Origin of the sequence: Streptomyces sp. NPDC002476, assembly GCF_042889785.1 — a bacterium.
Taxonomy (GTDB): domain Bacteria; phylum Actinomycetota; class Actinomycetes; order Streptomycetales; family Streptomycetaceae; genus Streptomyces.
Genome location: NZ_JBIARH010000028.1, coordinates 53,167 through 69,410, shown reverse-complemented (window position 1 = coordinate 69,410; position 16,244 = coordinate 53,167). Strand labels below are relative to the sequence as shown.

Annotated in this window: 15 protein-coding genes; 11 read left to right on the top strand and 4 right to left on the bottom strand. The window is 73.1% G+C overall.

Annotated elements, in window-relative coordinates:
* The first annotated feature begins 276 nt into the window (after positions 1-276).
* Positions 277-834, top strand: a complete 558-nt coding sequence (locus tag ACFYXM_RS26800) for a TetR/AcrR family transcriptional regulator (protein ID WP_389293091.1) — start codon at positions 277-279, stop codon at positions 832-834.
* 283 nt (positions 835-1,117) lie between these two features.
* Here the strand turns inward: ACFYXM_RS26800 and ACFYXM_RS26795 are convergent, their stop codons facing one another.
* Both ACFYXM_RS26795 and ACFYXM_RS26790 read right to left on the bottom strand, forming a co-directional pair.
* A complete protein-coding gene (locus ACFYXM_RS26795; protein ID WP_389293026.1) occupies positions 1,118-2,110 on the bottom strand; it encodes a DeoR/GlpR family DNA-binding transcription regulator in 993 nt (330 codons plus the stop codon).
* A gap of 195 nt (positions 2,111-2,305) precedes the next feature.
* A complete protein-coding gene (locus tag ACFYXM_RS26790) occupies positions 2,306-3,745 on the bottom strand; it encodes an NAD(P)H-quinone dehydrogenase (protein ID WP_389293024.1) in 1,440 nt (479 codons plus the stop codon).
* A 274-nt stretch (positions 3,746-4,019) separates the two neighbouring features.
* Between ACFYXM_RS26790 and ACFYXM_RS26785 the strand changes: the two genes are divergently transcribed.
* The 7 genes from ACFYXM_RS26785 (at position 4,020) to ACFYXM_RS26755 (ending at position 11,280) form a co-directional block, all read left to right on the top strand.
* Positions 4,020-4,457, top strand: coding sequence for a gamma-glutamylcyclotransferase (locus tag ACFYXM_RS26785; protein WP_389293090.1), 438 nt, complete (start codon positions 4,020-4,022; stop codon positions 4,455-4,457).
* A gap of 330 nt (positions 4,458-4,787) precedes the next feature.
* The gene (locus tag ACFYXM_RS26780; RefSeq protein WP_389293023.1) at positions 4,788-5,612 is read left to right on the top strand and encodes a purine-nucleoside phosphorylase; all 825 of its coding nucleotides are present in this window, start codon (positions 4,788-4,790) and stop codon (positions 5,610-5,612) included.
* Positions 5,613-5,726: 114 nt separating this feature from the next.
* On the top strand, positions 5,727-7,385 hold the full coding sequence (locus ACFYXM_RS26775) for a phospho-sugar mutase (RefSeq protein ID WP_389293021.1): 1,659 nt from the start codon (positions 5,727-5,729) through the stop codon (positions 7,383-7,385).
* Between the two features lie 352 nt (positions 7,386-7,737).
* Complete coding sequence (locus ACFYXM_RS26770; RefSeq protein ID WP_389293019.1) at positions 7,738-8,502, top strand: hypothetical protein; 765 nt, start codon at positions 7,738-7,740, stop codon at positions 8,500-8,502.
* Between the two features lie 145 nt (positions 8,503-8,647).
* Positions 8,648-9,259: a TetR/AcrR family transcriptional regulator gene (locus ACFYXM_RS26765; RefSeq protein WP_389293017.1), complete on the top strand. Its 612-nt coding sequence runs from the start codon at positions 8,648-8,650 to the stop codon at positions 9,257-9,259.
* Positions 9,256-10,413, top strand: a complete 1,158-nt coding sequence (locus ACFYXM_RS26760) for a DMT family transporter (RefSeq protein ID WP_389293015.1) — start codon at positions 9,256-9,258, stop codon at positions 10,411-10,413. The genes ACFYXM_RS26765 and ACFYXM_RS26760 overlap by 4 nt, the downstream gene beginning before the upstream one ends.
* 69 nt (positions 10,414-10,482) lie before the next feature.
* On the top strand, positions 10,483-11,280 hold the full coding sequence (locus ACFYXM_RS26755; protein WP_389293013.1) for a GNAT family N-acetyltransferase: 798 nt from the start codon (positions 10,483-10,485) through the stop codon (positions 11,278-11,280).
* A gap of 87 nt (positions 11,281-11,367) precedes the next feature.
* On the opposite strand, the gene ACFYXM_RS26750 is transcribed toward ACFYXM_RS26755, so the two are convergent.
* Positions 11,368-12,024: a PH domain-containing protein gene (locus tag ACFYXM_RS26750; protein WP_389293011.1), complete on the bottom strand. Its 657-nt coding sequence runs from the start codon at positions 12,022-12,024 to the stop codon at positions 11,368-11,370.
* Between the two features lie 226 nt (positions 12,025-12,250).
* On the opposite strand from ACFYXM_RS26750, the gene deoC reads away from it, so the two are divergent.
* Genes deoC through ACFYXM_RS26735 form a run of 3 tightly spaced genes read left to right on the top strand, consistent with a single transcriptional unit; the run spans position 12,251 to position 15,703 of the window.
* Positions 12,251-13,300 (top strand): deoxyribose-phosphate aldolase, encoded by a 1,050-nt coding sequence (gene deoC, locus ACFYXM_RS26745; protein WP_389293089.1) that lies wholly within the window; start codon positions 12,251-12,253, stop codon positions 13,298-13,300.
* 5 nt (positions 13,301-13,305) lie between these two features.
* Positions 13,306-14,775 carry an aldehyde dehydrogenase family protein gene (locus ACFYXM_RS26740; RefSeq protein WP_389293010.1) on the top strand — a complete coding sequence of 490 codons (1,470 nt, stop codon included), beginning with the start codon at positions 13,306-13,308 and terminating at the stop codon, positions 14,773-14,775.
* Entirely contained in the window at positions 14,765-15,703 is a 939-nt protein-coding gene (locus ACFYXM_RS26735) for an aldehyde dehydrogenase family protein (protein WP_389293008.1), read from the top strand. The genes ACFYXM_RS26740 and ACFYXM_RS26735 overlap by 11 nt, the downstream gene beginning before the upstream one ends.
* 96 nt (positions 15,704-15,799) lie before the next feature.
* Here ACFYXM_RS26735 and ACFYXM_RS26730 read toward each other — a convergent pair whose 3' ends face one another.
* The gene (locus tag ACFYXM_RS26730) at positions 15,800-16,204 is read right to left on the bottom strand and encodes a hypothetical protein (protein ID WP_389293007.1); all 405 of its coding nucleotides are present in this window, start codon (positions 16,202-16,204) and stop codon (positions 15,800-15,802) included.
* Positions 16,205-16,244 lie beyond the last annotated feature (40 nt).

Genomic DNA, 16,244 nt, shown 5'->3' with positions numbered 1-16,244 from the left:
CCGTTCCGTTCCGGCCGCCCCGCACCGGACGCTCCGTTCGGGACGTTCCGTTCCAGACAGCCCGTTCCAGACATTCCGCACCGGACGTCTCCCGTCGGACGGTGCGCACCAGGCCCCCGCGAAGCCGAAAAGGCACCCGCGGGGGCCCGGTCGTTCGCGCGAGGAGTACCCGGCCCGCCCGTCCGCGATGGCATCCTGGATCACGGGGCGGATGACGAGGGAGGCCCGATGGTGACGAGCACGGCGACGAGCACGGCACGGACGCCGTCCCGGCCCATGCGTGCGGACGCGCGCCGCAACTACGACCGGCTGCTGAGCGCGGCCCGTACCGCCTTCTCGGAGCACGGCACCGACGCGGCCCTGGAGGACATCGCACGCCGTGCGGGGGTCGGGATCGGCACGTTGTACCGGCACTTCCCGAACCGGCACGCGCTGATGAACGCCGTCTTCCAGGAGGCCCTGGCCGAGCTGATCAGCCGGTCCCGCGAGCTCGCGGCGGCGGAGCAGCCGTGCCGGGGTCTGGTGGAGTGGCTGGGCGCGATCATCACCCACGCGGGCGCGTACCGGGGCCTGGCGCAGGCGCTCATGTCGACGTCACGGGACGAGACTTCGGCCCTCGCGCAGTGCAACGTGCCGCTGCGCGAGGCGGGGGCGGCCCTGCTGGCGCGGGCTCAGGCGTGCGGGGCCGTACGGGCCGAGGTGTCCATCGACGACCTGATGCAGCTGACGAACGCGATCGCGCTGGCGTCGGAGCAGTCGCCGGACGACCCCGAACTGGCCGACCGGCTGCTGATGTTGACCCTGCGCGGGCTGAGCGGGCCCGGCGCGGGCTGAGGGGCCCGGCGCGGAAGGCGGTTGAACTCCGCGCACACCCCACCGGAACCACCAGACCCACCGGGCCCACCGGCCTCGTCGGCGCTGTCGGTGCTGTCGGTGCTGTCGGTGCTGTCGGTGCTGTCGGTGCTGTCGGAGCCGTATCGCTACCGGCCCCGTGTGCCCATCGGCCCGCATCGGGCCGGCCAACCCGTACCAGCCATGCCGCAGCCCGTAGCAGCCCCCACCGCCCCGTACCGGCCGCCGCCGGACCCGTGGGCCGCGCGGCTCCTCGGGCGCACGCCTATCGGCGTCGCAGGTCCGCCACCCTCGCCCGGTCCTGCTGAGCCTGCCCCTGTGCCTGCCCCTGATCCGGCAGCACCGCGGCGCCGCGCAGCGGTTGCGCTCCCGGCTTCCCGGGGCCGCCGCGGGTGCGGCGCTGGCCGGGCAGCGCCATGTCGCGGCGCACCTGCCGTCCCGACGGCGGCGCCTCGGCCGTCCCCGGGTTTCCGCCTCCCGCACCGGCCACCGCGATCTGCACGCCCTGGTCCGCCAGGGCCTGGAGTTCGGTGGCGGCACGGTCGTCGTGGCCGGGCGGCTCGTCCGTCACGAGACGGGTGATGAGATCCGTCGGCACCGTCTGGAACATGGTGTCGGAACCGAGCTTGGTGTGATCCGCCAGGACCACCACCTCCGCCGCGGCCTGCACCAGGGCCCGGTCCACGCTCGCCGAGAGCATGTTGGACGTGGAGAGGCCGCGCTCGGCGGTGAGCCCGCTCCCCGAGAGGAACGCCCGCGAGACCCGCAGCCCCTGGAGGGACTGCTCGGCCCCGCTGCCCACCAGCGCGTAGTTCGAACCGCGCAGCGTGCCGCCGGTCATCACCACCTCCACCCGGTTGGCATGGGCCAGCGCCTGGGCGACCAGCAGGGAGTTGGTCACGACGGTCAGGCCGGGCACGCGCGCGAGCCTGCGGGCCAGCTCCTGCGTGGTCGTACCGGCCCCCACGACGATGGCCTCGCCCTCTTCGACGAGTCCGGCGGCCACATCGGCGATCGCGGTCTTCTCCGCCGTGGCGAGATGGGATTTCTGCGGGAAGCCGGACTCCCGCGTGAACCCACCCGGCAGTACCGCACCACCGTGGCGGCGGTCGAGGAGTCCTTCCGCCTCCAACGCCCGCACGTCCCGACGTACGGTCACTTCGGAGGTCTGGACGACACGGGCGAGCTCACGGAGCGATACCGCCCCGTTGGCGCGCACCATTTCGAGGATCAATTGGCGACGTTCTGCAGCGAACACGAAACTGACAGTAACGTGCTCGCCCGAGTGTTTTCAGCACTTTGCACCGAATAGCAGAAGCTGCGCATACAAGGGGTCGCCAAGTGGTATAAGCGGCCCTGTTGTTGTTCCGTACTGATCGTCCGACGGTCGTTCCATAGCCCGGGTTGCCGGGTGTCGTCGGCGACCGCCGGGTTCCCCGAGGTCCGGAGGGTCCTACGCGTCGCCCGCCCGCTTACGGGTGTGCAACTGCCGTGCCACTTCAGCGATCGAACCCGACAGGGACGGGTACACGGTGAACGTGTTTGCGATCTGCTCCACCGTCAAATTGTTGTCGACCGCGATCGAGATCGGGTGGATCAATTCACTCGCCCGTGGCGCGACGACACAGCCGCCGACCACGATGCCGGTGCCGGGACGGCAGAAGATCTTGACGAAGCCGTCGCGGATGCCCTGCATCTTGGCACGCGGGTTGCGCAGCAGCGGCAGCTTGACCGCGCGGGCGTCGATCGAGCCGGAGTCGACATCGGCCTGGGTGTAGCCGACGGTGGCGATCTCCGGGTCGGTGAAGACGTTGGAGGACACTGTCTTCAGGTCCAGCGGGGCCACCGCGTCGCCGAGGAAGTGGTACATCGCGATCCGGCCCTGCATGGCGGCGACCGAGGCGAGGGCGAAGACCCCGGTGACGTCACCGGCCGCGTAGACACCGGGAGCGGTGGTGCGGGAGACCTTGTCGGTCCAGATGTGGCCGGACTCCTTGAGCCTGACCCCGGCCTCCTCCAGGCCCATGCCCGCGCTGTTCGGGATCGCCCCGACGGCCATCAGGCAGTGCGTGCCGGAGATGACCCGTCCGTCGGCCAGGGTGACCTCCACGCGGTCGCCGACGCGCTTGGCGGCCTGGGCGCGGGAGCGGGCCATGACGTTCATGCCGCGGCGCCGGAAGACGTCCTCCAGCACGGCGGCGGCGTCCGGGTCCTCGCCCGGCAGCACCCGGTCGCGGGACGAGACCAGGGTGACCCGGGAGCCGAGCGCCTGGTACGCGCCCGCGAACTCGGCGCCCGTCACGCCGGAGCCGACCACGATGAGCTCCTCGGGGAGTTCGTCGAGGTCGTAGACCTGGGTCCAGTTCAGGATGCGCTCGCCGTCGGGCTGCGCGTCCGGAATCTCCCGGGGGTGGCCGCCGGTCGCGATCAGCACGGCGTCGGCGGTGAGCCGCTCCTCCGTGCCGTCGGCTGCGGTCACGACGACCGTACGGGAGCCGTCGGCGGCCTGGAGGCCCTCCAGACGGCCCCGGCCGCGCAGCACGCGCGCCCCCGCGCGGGTGACGGAGGCGGTGATGTCGTGGGACTGGGCGAGCGCCAGGCGCTTCACACGCCGGTTGACCTTGCCGAGGTCGACGCCGACCACGCGGGCCGCCTGGTCGATGTGCGGGGTGTCGTCGGCGACGATGATGCCCAGTTCCTCGTACGAGGAGTCGAAGGTGGTCATCACCTCCGCCGTGGCGATCAGGGTCTTCGAGGGCACGCAGTCGGTGAGCACGGACGCTCCGCCGAGGCCGTCGCAGTCGACGACGGTCACCTCCGCACCGAGCTGGGCGCCCACCAGCGCCGCCTCGTAGCCGCCGGGTCCGCCGCCGATGATCACGATCCGGGTCACGAAAAGTCCGCCTCGTATGTGTCATCCCGCGGCCGTCCGCCACCCCGGCCGGGGGTCCGGGGGATCGCCCCGGGGGAATGCAGTACGTACTTCATTGTCCCGCACGCGCCAAGGTGCTTCGCCCCGGGGCCCCTCCATCCGTGCGGGCGGGGCCCGTCACGCCACGCGCCGACCGCCGCGAGCGGGTGGCCCGCGGCGGCCCCGGCGACCCCCGTAAGGGGTCTTGCGCCCCGGAATCGACGATCCGGCCGTGACCTCCCGTACCCTCGATCACATGTCGCTCTACGCCGCGTACGCCGGCAACCTCGACGCGCGGCTGATGACACGCCGCGCACCGCATTCCCCGCTGCGCGGCACCGGCTGGCTGAACGGCTGGCGGCTGACCTTCGGCGGCGAGCAGATGGGCTGGGAAGGCGCGCTCGCCACGGTGGTGGAGGCCCCCCGCTCCCAGGTCTTCGTGGCTCTCTACGACATCGCGCCGATGGACGAGGACTCCATGGACCGCTGGGAGGGCGTCGGCCTCGACGTCTACCGGCGGATGCGGGTGCGCGTGCACACCCTGGACGGTGAGGAACCGGCCTGGATGTACGTGCTGAACGGATACGAGGGCGGCCTGCCCTCCGCCCGCTACCTCGGCGAGATCGCGGACGCGGCGGAGTCCGCGGGCGCACCGCACGACTACGTGATGGAAATGCGCAAGCGCCCCTGCTGACCCGCGCCGGGCCTCCGCCGACCGTGCCGGACCCGGCCCCGCGCCGATCCCGGCCGTGCGCCGGCCCCGGCCCCGGCGGCCCCCGTGCCGTCCCCGGCCGTGCGCCGCATCCGTCCCCGGTGCCGCTCCCGACCGCATCCGTACGGGCTCGCCTCGTACGGATGCGGTCGCGTACGGGTCCGGCCGCGGGCCGCACAAGCCTTTCCGGCCCGTGTGCGTCCGAAATTCCCCTCGCCACCGGCAATTTTGTGTGATTGCACGAGAAAGCCTGCGCAGTCTCTGCACGTGGCCATCTACGCGCGTAGGGAATCAGCGGTTACGCTCGTCCGCGTGAACGCATCAGTTATTCCGGACAACATCCAGGGCGACCCCCGGGCCGCCGCCGACGCCGCCGCCGCCCGCCTGCGCGAGCTGACCGGTACCGACACCCACGACGTCGCGCTCGTGATGGGTTCCGGCTGGGCTCCGGCGGCCGACGCGCTCGGCATTCCGGAGGCCGAGTTCCCGGTGACCGAACTCCCCGGTTTCCCGGCGCCCGCCGTGCAGGGGCACGGCGGCACGATCCGTTCGTACCGGATCGGCGAGAAGCGGGCCCTGGTCTTCCTGGGCCGTACGCACTACTACGAGGGCCGCGGCGTCGCCGCCGTCGCGCACGGGGTGCGCACCGCCGTCGCCGCGGGCTGTAGGACCGTCGTCCTGACCAACGGATGCGGCGGGCTGCGCGAGGGCATGCGCCCCGGCCAGCCGGTCCTGATCAGCGACCACATCAATCTGACCGCGGCGTCGCCCATCGTCGGCGCCAACTTCGTCGATCTGACCGACCTGTACTCGCCGCGGCTGCGCGCGCTGTGCAAGGAGATCGACGACACCCTCGAAGAGGGGGTGTACGTGCAGTTCCCCGGCCCGCACTACGAGACGCCCGCCGAGATCAACATGGTCCGGGTCATGGGCGGCGACCTGGTCGGCATGTCCACCGTGCTGGAGGCGATCGCCGCACGCGAGGCGGGGGCCGAGGTGCTGGGCATCTCGCTGGTCACCAACCTGGCGGCCGGGCTGAGCGGCGAACCGCTCAACCACGAGGAGGTCCTCCAGGCGGGGCGGGACTCCGCCACGCGGATGGGCGCGCTGCTGGCCCGGGTGCTCGAACGCATCTGAGCCGGGCACCGGTCGCGGCGCGCGTGACGGACCCGACGCGACGGACCCGGAACGGATTCCGCGCCCGGACGGGCGTCACCGCTCCCCCAACCCACCCCGCAGAAAGGCGGACCCATGCAGCAGGACCTCATGGCCCGGGCCAGGACGTGGCTCGCCGAGGATCCCGACCCCGAGACCCGTGACGAGCTGGCCGGGCTCGTCGACGCCGCGGCCGCCGGGGACGCCGGGAGCGCCGCCGAGATCGCCGCGCGGTTCGCCGGAACGCTCCAGTTCGGCACGGCCGGGCTGCGCGGCGAGCTGGGGGCCGGGCCGATGCGGATGAACCGCGCCGTCGTCATCCGGGCCGCGGCCGGGCTCGCCGCGTACCTCAAGGCCGAGGGGCAGGGCGACGGGCTCGTCGTCATCGGGTACGACGCCCGGTACAAGTCGGCCGACTTCGCGCGCGACACCGCCGCCGTGATGACCGGCGCGGGCCTGCGCGCGGCCGTGCTCCCGCGCCCGCTGCCCACCCCCGTGCTCGCGTACGCCGTACGGCATCTGGGGGCCGTCGCGGGCGTCGAGGTGACCGCCAGCCACAACCCGCCGCGCGACAACGGCTACAAGGTCTACCTCGGCGACGGTTCGCAGATCGTCCCCCCGGCGGACGCCCGGATCGCCGCCGAGATCGCCGCGGTCGGCCCGCTGGACACCGTGCCCCGCCCCGAGGGCGGCTGGGAGATCCTCGGCGACGAGGTCCTGGACGCGTACCTGGCCCGTACGGACGCCGTGCTCGCCGCCGGATCGCCGCGCACCGCCCGCGTCGTGTACACGGCGATGCACGGCGTCGGCACCTCCGTGCTGACCGCCGCCTTCGCCCGCGCCGGCTTCCCGGAGCCGGTGCTCGTCGCCGAACAGGCCGAGCCCGACCCGGCGTTCCCCACCGTCGCCTTCCCCAACCCGGAGGAGCCCGGTGCGATGGATCTCGCCTTCGCGACCGCGCGCCGGACCGGGCCCGATCTCGTCATCGCCAACGACCCGGACGCCGACCGCTGCGCCGTCGCCGTCCCGGACCCGGCGGCCGACGGCGGCTGGCGGATGCTGCGCGGCGACGAGGTCGGCGCGCTGCTCGCCGCCCATCTGGTGGACCGGGGCGCCGCGGGCGTGTTCGCCGAGTCGATCGTGTCCTCCTCACTGCTCGGGCGGATCGCCGAGCGGGCGGACCTCGGGTACGAGGAGACGCTGACCGGCTTCAAGTGGATCGCCCGGGTGGACGGCCTGCGGTACGGCTACGAGGAGGCGCTCGGCTACTGCGTCGACCCGGAGGGCGTGCGCGACAAGGACGGCATCACGGCGGCGCTGCTCGTCGCCGAACTCGCCTCCTCCCTCAAGGAGCGCGGCCGTACGCTCCTCGATCTCCTCGACGACCTGGCGGTCGAGCACGGGCTGCACGCGACCGACCAGTTGTCGGTGCGGGTGCAGGACCTGTCGGTCATCGCCGACGCCATGCGGCGACTGCGCGAGCGTCCGCCCGCCTCGCTCGGCGGCCTCGACGTCGTCTCGGCCGAGGACCTGTCACGGGGCAGCGCGCAGCTGCCCCCCACCGACGGGCTGCGCTACCGCCTCCGGGGCGCCCGGGTGATCGTCCGCCCCAGCGGCACCGAGCCGAAGCTCAAGTGCTACCTGGAGGTCGTGGTGCCGGTCGGTTCGACGGACGGCCTGCCCGAGGCCCGCGCGGAGGGGGCGCGGCTGCTGGCCGCGATCAAGCGGGATCTGGCGGTGGCCGCCGGGATCTGACGCCTTGGTGCCCGCCGGGCCGTGTCCTCGTACTCCCGCCTGCTGTGCGGCGCCGGTGCGAGGACACGGCCCGGACCCGTTCCTGGGCCTGTTCCCGGGCCCGGGCCGGCGACCTGCTCCGATGCCGGGTCCCCTGCGACCGGGGCGGGCCCCGGTGAGGCCGGAGCGGCCGGGCAGCACCGGAAGCGGCGTCACGGCCCCCGCGCCGCCGGGCTGAGCACGGTCCGCGGCCCCGGCGGCACGTCGGCGCCATCCGTTCGATATGCCTCGACATGACACGAATGGTGAGCAAAAGTACGTTCAGTCACGGGTCGGTTACTCAATCGACCGCTCCCAGACAGGAGAAAGTGACATGGCCACGCGTTCCACCATCATCACGGCCACCACCACCGCCGCCGTCGCCGCCGCGGCCGCGGCGGCCCTGGCCGCCTCCGGCTCCGGCCTCACCTCGGCCGACGCCCCCGAGAAGCCCGAGAATCCCCCGGTGGCAGCCCGGCAGGCCCCCGCCCCCGCCGTGCACGCCCCCGCCCCCGCCGTGCACGACGGGGCCACCACGCCAAAGGGAGGCAAGGACGCCACCGGAGCGGGCGGCGCCGAGAGCGGGGGCGACGAACGAGGGCGCGGAGAGGGAGAGGGCGGCGGAGGAGAGGGCGGCGGAGGAGAGGGCGGCGGAGGAGAGGGCAGCAGAGGAGAGGGCGGCGGGGGCCGCGGCGGCGACCGGGGTGACGAGGAGGGCGGGGGCGGGGGCGGCGACGAGGGCCGGGGCCACGGCGGAGGGAGCGGCGGGGGCCATCACCGCATGGGCCGCATCCACTTCAACGAGCGCACGTACCCCGCCTACCCGGACGGCTGCGTCACCGCGGCCAGCGGCCTCGGCTCCACCAGCTTCAACATCTTCAACGAGAGCCGGATGACCGTCGAGGTCTTCTCCGGGGCGACCTGCGACAACGGCGGCCCGATCGCGGTCGTCGGCCCGTACGGCGACACCTCGGGCGTGATCCCGCAGCACGTCCAGGGAGGCGTGTCCGTGTTCAACGGCGTGGGCGCGAGCTTCCGGGTGGTCCGGCACGGCCACGGCGGCTGGGGCGACGACGGGGGCGACGACTGGGACTACTGAGCCACCCGCCCCCTCACGACGACACGACACGACGCGGGCACCGGATCGCCGGAATCGAGCCGGGCCCCACCACATGTCTCGCCCGCCCTCGCCCCTCTCCGTTATTAGATAGACTGGTCTACCTAATAACGGAAAGGGGGCAGCCATGCCCGATGCGGAAGCCACCGGGAAGCGGCCGGTGACGCGCAGGCGCGGGGCCGCGCGGACCCGGATCCTCGATGCCGCGGCGCGCCGGTTCTACGCCGACGGCGTGGCGGCGACGGGGATCGACACGATCACGGCCGAGGCCGGCGTGGCGAAGATGAGCCTCTACAACAACTTCGGCTCCAAGGCCGATCTGGTCCGCGCCTACCTCCAGGCCCGGCACGAGGAATGGCTCGGCCTCTACCGGGAGCGCCTGGCCGGAGCGCGGGGCCCGCGCGAGGCCGTGCTCGCCGTCTTCGACGCGTACGCCGATCACGCCCGGCTCGCCTACGAGCACGGGTTCCGGGGGTGCGGGCTGCTCAACGCCGCCGCCGAACTGCCCCAAGGTCACGAGGGCCGGACGGTGGTGCGGCAGCACAAGGAAGAGGTGGAGGCCATCCTGGCCGGGCACCTGACGGAGCTGCTGCCCGGCCGGGAGGAGAAGGCCCGCGCCACGGCCGAGCACCTGGCGTTTCTGCTCGAAGGCGCCATCGTGCGCGCGGGCCTCGAAGGGGACGACGCGCGGATGCGGCACGCCCGCGACCTGGCGGCGCGCCTGGTGGACGACCTGTGACGCGGACCGCCGGCCACTCCGTCGGCACGAGCGCGGGAGCGGGGGCGGGGGCGGGCGCCGTGCTGGTGGCCTCGGTGCTGTGGGGCACCACGGGCACGGCGGCGACGTTCGCGCCACAGGTGGGGCCGCTGGCGATCGGAGCCGCGGCGATGGGCCTGGGCGGGCTGCTCCAGGCGGCGGTGGCCGGGCGGAGCATCGCACGGTTCCGGGCGGGCCTCCGGGCGCGGTGGCGGACCGCGCTCGTCGGCGGGGCGGGGGTGGCGCTGTACCCGCTGGCGTTCTACACCTCCATGCGTCTGGCCGGTGTCGCGGTGGGCACGGTCGTCTCCATCGGCTCCGCCCCGCTGGCCTCGGCGCTGATCGAACGGGTCATCGACCGACGGCGCCTGTCCCGGCGCTGGATGGCGGGCGCGGCGCTGGGAGTGGCCGGCACCGTGCTGCTGTGCGCGGCCGAGGCGGCAGGGGCCGGCTCGGGATCCGGGCCCGCTACGGGCTCCGCCGTCCGGACCGTCGTCGGCGTGGGCCTCGGGCTGCTCGCGGGCGTGACCTACGCCGTGTACGCGTGGGCGGCACACCGCCTCATCACCCACGGCGTGCCGTCGCGCGCGGCCATGGGCTCGGTGTTCGGGCTGGGCGGGCTGATGCTCGTGCCGGTGCTGCTCGCCACCGGGGCACCGCTGGTCGCCTCCTGGACGAACGCGGGCGTGGGCCTCTACATGGCGCTGGTACCGATGTTCACCGGATACGTCCTGTTCGGCTTCGGCCTGGCCCGCGTGCCGGTCAGCACGGCGACCACCCTGTCCCTGCTGGAGCCCGCCGTGGCGGCGGTGTTCGCCGTGCTGGTCGTGGGCGAGCGGCTGCCCGTCCTCGGCTGGGCCGGGATCGTCCTCGTCGTCGCCTGTCTCGGGGTGCTGACCATCCCCTCCCGGCGCACGCGTACGCTTCGCCGGGCCGGTTCCGGGCGGACGGCGGCGGTACCGGCGCCCTCGGACGGCGCCGGGGACGCAGTGGACCGCCGCGTGACACCGCCCGCAAAGCCCCTGCCGTCCGCCGCCGCGACGGAGCACCGGCCCGGCGGCCCGGCCACCGGCCGAGGCAGGGCCGCCGGGCCCGCCCCGTCCCGGTTCCCACCGCGTTGCGCGAGCAGGCAGTAAGGGCTGTCCCGTAATCCGTGGCGGACAGCACGCAGCAGATGGCAGGCGGCAGGCCCTAAGCTGCCGCGCATGCCAGACGGGACTTTCGCAACACGCCCCAGCCCTGAACCGCGACGGATCAACGCCTTCCTGTCGGACTTCGCCCGCCGCCAGGCCGGTCGCACCGTCGACGTCCCGGGCGGATTCGCCGTGCTCGACGACGCGTTCGCCCATTCCCGCGGGAACAACCAGCTCGTCATCGATCCGGCCGCCGACGGGACGGCCGACCCCGAAGCGCTGCCCGCCGTCGCGGACGAGGTACTGGGGCATCTGCCGTACCGGCTGGTCTCCGTGCTCGACGACGAGTTCGGAAGCGCATGCGCGGGACCGCTGGTCCGGGCCGGTTACTCCCACTCCGTCTGCCTGGTCATGCTGCACACGGGCCCGGTGCCGCACGGCGGTGGCGCGGAGGTGGTGGACCTCGACGCGTTCCGGATCCCGCTCGCCCGGCGCTGGCGGGGCTTCCTCCCGGACGCCGACGACGAAGTGATACGTCACCTCGTCGACCGGCGCGAGGCCCGCCACCGCGGGGCCGACATCGTGCACTTCATCGGCGCCCGCGCGGAGGACGGCGAGGTCGCCTCCTGGGCCGACCTCTATCTGGATCCCGCGACGGGCACGGCCCAGATCGAGGACCTGATCACCTCGGAGGCCCATCTCGGGCGCGGCCACGCGGACGCCGTCCTGACCACCGCCCTGCGGCTGGCCGCCGACGCGGGCAGCGGTACGCGGTTCCTCACCGCCGATGCCGCCGACTGGCCGCGCCACTGGTACGAACGCCGCGGCTTCTCGGTCGTCGGCCGCTCGCACCACTTCGAACGCGGCTGAAGGGGAACGCGCCCGCCGTCAGGACGCCCCGCCCCGGTCCCGCTTCCCGTTCCTGCTTCCCGTTCCCGTAACCCGCTCGGCTGCGCCTCAGCCGGTCGCGAGCAGCACGACGAACAACACCACGCCCGCCACCGCCGGTGCGATCACCTCGTACGCCCACCGCACCGAGCCGGGAGCCTCGGACGCCTCGGACGCACCCGACGCCGACGCGACCGCCTTTGCACGCTCCGCCATCTCCCGCAGATCCGCCATGGTCCGGTCGGCCGGCGCCATCCGGGACTTGCTGTCGCGGACGTCGGCAACCCCCGAGGTCCGGCCGCGGGGATCCGTCGCCGCGTCCCGGGTCTGCTGCCGGGCCGCGCTCTTGCGCTGCCGCAGCGACACCGGCACCGACCACATCTGGTACTTGGTGCCGTCCTCGGTGAACAGCTCGCTCGAATATCCGGCGCGGACATCCGCGACCTCGGTCCAGGGCAGCGTGATCGTCCGGAACGGGTTGCGGATCCGGATGCGCCGGTCGTTCGCGAGGACGGCGGGCCGCACGGAGAAGGCGACGACGAGCGGCACCACGGTCAGCAGACCGGCCAGCGCCAGCCAGGGCGTCCGGCCGTGCCCCCTGACCAGGGCGTCCGCGCCGAGCCAGCAGATGAACAGAAGCAGCAGGACACCGCCGACGATCCCGGCGGACGACCGGAAGGTCCGGTCGGCGTAGGTCGGCTCTGCGGGCGGTGTGGGGCTCGTCATGGGCCCGATTCTGCCTGACGTCGCCCGCGTCCGGGAGGGCGGCCGGATCTCACCGGATCCCACCCCGGCACCGACCCCGCGGCCCCCGCAGGAACCGGCCCCCGCGGGCCGCCGGAAGGGCCGGACCCCGTCGTGCCCGCACTAGTGCCGCTCACGGCACTAGTCCCCGGAGGACCCCACCCCCTGTACATGCCGCTACGCGCGTAGATATGCTCATCTGGTGACCATGCCCACCACAGCTCCCTCCCCCAGGCTCTCGACTGCGTTCGAGCAGGGCGGCACCCCCCTCTCGGACGCGACCGCGTCCGACAGTGCGCTGCGCCGCTTCCTGCACGGCCTGCCCGGCGTCGACGCCGTCGGCCTCGAAGCGCGCGCCGCGTCCCTCGGAACCCGTTCGATCAAGACGACGGCCAAGGCGTACGCCATCGACCTGGCCATCTCGATGATCGACCTGACGACGCTGGAAGGCGCGGACACCCCGGGCAAGGTCCGGGCCCTCGCCGCCAAGGCCGTCCACCCCGACCCGCTTCGCTACGCTTCGCCGCGGCTCTCCTCCGATCCCCTGGATGCCGAGCCCGACCGCACGACCCCGCGCACCGCGGCGGTCTGCGTCTACCCCGACATGGTGGAGACCGCCGTCGCCGCGCTCGACGGCTCCGGCGTGAAGGTGGCGTCCGTGGCGACAGCCTTCCCGGCCGGGCGCGCCGCGCTCGACGTGAAGCTCGCGGACGTCCGCGAGGCCGTGGCCGCCGGGGCCGACGAGATCGACATGGTGATCGACCGCGGCGCCTTCCTCTCCGGCCGCTACCTCAAGGTGTACGAGGAGATCCTGGCCGTGAAGGCCGAGTGCGCGCGGGCCGACGGCCCCGACGCCCGGCTGAAGGTGATCTTCGAGACCGGCGAGCTGTCCACGTACGACAACATCCGCCGCGCCTCCTGGCTCGGCATGATGGCGGGCGCCGACTTCATCAAGACGTCGACCGGCAAGGTCGGGACGAACGCCACGCCCGCGAACACCCTGCTGATGCTGGAGGCGGTGCGCGACTTCCGGGCGCAGACCGGCGTGCAGATCGGCGTGAAGCCGGCCGGCGGCATCCGCACGTCCAAGGACGCGATCAAGTTCCTGGTGCTGGTGAACGAGACCGTGGGCGCGGACTGGCTGGACAACCACTGGTTCCGGTTCGGCGCCTCCAGCCTGCTGAACGACCTGCTGATGCAGCGTCAGAAGCTCAGCACCGGCCGTTACTCCGGCCCCGACTACGTGACGGTGGACTGATCCCCATGACATCCGCATCCGCATCCGCTTCCACGAGCGCTTCCGCGTTCGCGTACGCGCCCGCACCCGAGTCGCGCGCGGTCGTCGACATCGCGCCCTCGTACGGTCTGTTCATCGACGGCGAGTTCACCGACGCGGCCGACGGCCGGGTCTTCAAGACGGTCTCGCCGAGCACCGAGGAGGTGCTGTCCGAGGTCGCGCGGGCCGGTGCCGAGGACGTCGACCGGGCCGTGAGGGCGGCCCGGAAGGCGTTCGAGAAGTGGTCGGCGCTGCCCGGTTCCGAGCGCGCCAAGTACCTCTTCCGGATCGCCCGGATCATCCAGGAACGCAGCCGCGAGCTCGCCGTCCTCGAAACCCTCGACAACGGCAAGCCGATCAAGGAGACCCGGGACGCGGACCTGCCCCTGGTCGCGGCGCACTTCTTCTACTACGCGGGCTGGGCCGACAAGCTGGATCACGCCGGTTTCGGCCCGGACCCGCGCCCTCTCGGCGTCGCGGGCCAGGTCATCCCGTGGAACTTCCCGCTGCTGATGCTGGCGTGGAAGGTCGCCCCGGCGCTCGCCACCGGCAACACGGTGGTGCTGAAGCCCGCCGAGACGACCCCGTTGTCCGCGCTGTTCTTCGCGGACATCTGCCGACAGGCGGGTCTGCCCAAGGGCGTCGTGAACATCCTCACCGGTTACGGGGACGCGGGCGCGGCGCTGGTCGAGCACCAGGGTGTCGACAAGGTGGCGTTCACCGGGTCCACGGCGGTCGGCAAGCAGATCGCCCGCTCGGTCGCGGGCACCTCCAAGAAGCTGACCCTCGAACTGGGCGGCAAGGGGGCCAACATCGTCTTCGACGATGCGCCGATCGACCAGGCCGTCGAGGGCATCGTCACCGGCATCTTCTTCAACCAGGGCCAGGTCTGCTGCGCGGGCTCGCGGCTGCTCGTGCAGGAGTCGGTCCAGGACGAGCTGCTGGACGCGCTCAAGCGGCGGCTTTCCACGCTCCGGCTCGGCGACCCGCTGGACAAGAACACCGACATCGGCGCGATCAACTCCGCCGAGCAGCTCGCCCGGATCACCGCGCTCGCGGAGACGGGCGAGGCCGAGGGCGCCGAACGCTGGACCGCCCCCTGCGAACTGCCCACCACCGGCTACTGGTTCGCACCGACACTGTTCACGAACGTCACCCAGGCGCACACCATCGCGCGCGACGAGATCTTCGGCCCGGTGCTGTCCGTACTGACGTTCCGCACCCCCGACGAGGCGGTCGCCAAGGCCAACAACAGCCAGTACGGCCTGTCGGCGGGCATCTGGACGGAGAAGGGCTCCCGCATCCTCGCGGTGGCGAACAGGCTCCGGGCGGGCGTCGTCTGGGCCAACACGTTCAACAAGTTCGACCCGACCTCGCCGTTCGGCGGCTACAAGGAGTCGGGCTTCGGCCGCGAGGGCGGTCGTCACGGCCTGGAGGCGTACCTCGATGTCCGATAACCGTCCGAACCGTCTGAGCGTGTTCAAGACCTACAAGCTGTACGTCGGGGGCAAGTTCCCCCGCTCCGAGAGCGGCCGGGTGTACGAGGTGACGGCGAAGACATCGGCCGCTGACGCGGCGGGGAAGGGCAAGTGGCTGGCGAACGCCCCCCAGTCCTCCCGCAAGGACGCGCGGGACGCGGTCGTGGCCGCCCGCAAGGCGTTCGGGGGCTGGTCGGGCGCGACCGCGTACAACCGCGGCCAGGTCCTCTACCGCGTCGCGGAGATGCTGGAGGGCCGCCGGGACCAGTTCGTCCGCGAAGTGGCGGAGGCGGAGGGCCTGTCGAAGTCCAAGGCGGCGGCGGTCGTGGACGCGACGGTCGACCGCTGGGTCTGGTACGCGGGCTGGACCGACAAGATCGGCCAGGTCGTGGGCGGGGCGAACCCGGTCGCGGGCCCGTTCTTCAACCTGTCGACGCCCGAACCGACCGGGGTGGTCGCGGTCCTGGCGCCGCAGGAGTCCTCGTTCCTGGGGCTGGTCTCGGTGCTCGCCCCGGTGATCGCGACCGGCAACACCGCGGTCGTCGTCGCCTCGGCCGCGTCCCCGCTGCCCGCCCTGTCCCTGGGCGAGGTGCTGGCCACCTCCGACGTGCCGGGCGGCGTGGTGAACATCCTGTCCGGGGGGACGGCGGAGATCGCGACGCCGCTCGCCTCCCACCAGGACGTCAACGCCATCGACCTGACGGGCGCGGACCCGGCCCTGGCGAAGGAGCTGGAGGTCGCGGCGGCGGACAATCTGAAGCGCGTGCTGCGTCCACAGCCTGTGGGCGGGGAGAGCGCCCTCGACTGGTCGGCCGATCCGGGCACCCACCGGCTGACCGCCTTCCTGGAGACCAAGACGGTCTGGCATCCGACGGGCGCACTGGGCGTGTCGGGCTCCTCGTACTGAGCCGGAGCCGGGCCCCGACCGGTCCGGGCCCCGGCCCGGCCGGCCCGCTCCCCGGACTTCCGGGGAGCGGGCCGCCGCCGTCTCCGCGCGCCGACGTCAGCCGTTCAGGAGGCCCACCATCTGCCCCGCCACCGGCAGGTCCTTCGGGGTGCCCCCGCTGGTCAGCGGGTCGGTGACGACGCCCGTGGTGAGCGGCTTGAAGTCGGCGATCTGCGTGCTGACGGTGTTGTCCAGCGGATCCGTGCCGGTGCCCGCCAGCGGGTCGAGCCGCATCTGCGCGACCGGCGCGATGCCGCTCTGGAGCGACTGCCCGACCGCCCCGGTCAACGCGCTGCCCGCCACCTCGGTGCCGGTGTCGGCACCTGTGGCCGGCACGAGGGGCAGCGGAGCCGCCTGGGCTGCCGCACCTCCCGCGCCCAGCGCGGCGCCCACCGCGGTGATGGTCAGACCCGCCCTCAGCAGGGCGTGGCGCCGGGAGGTGTTCAGTGCGTGACGTGCCATGGGTTCCCACCTGATCGATGCGGTCGAGTAATCAATTGAG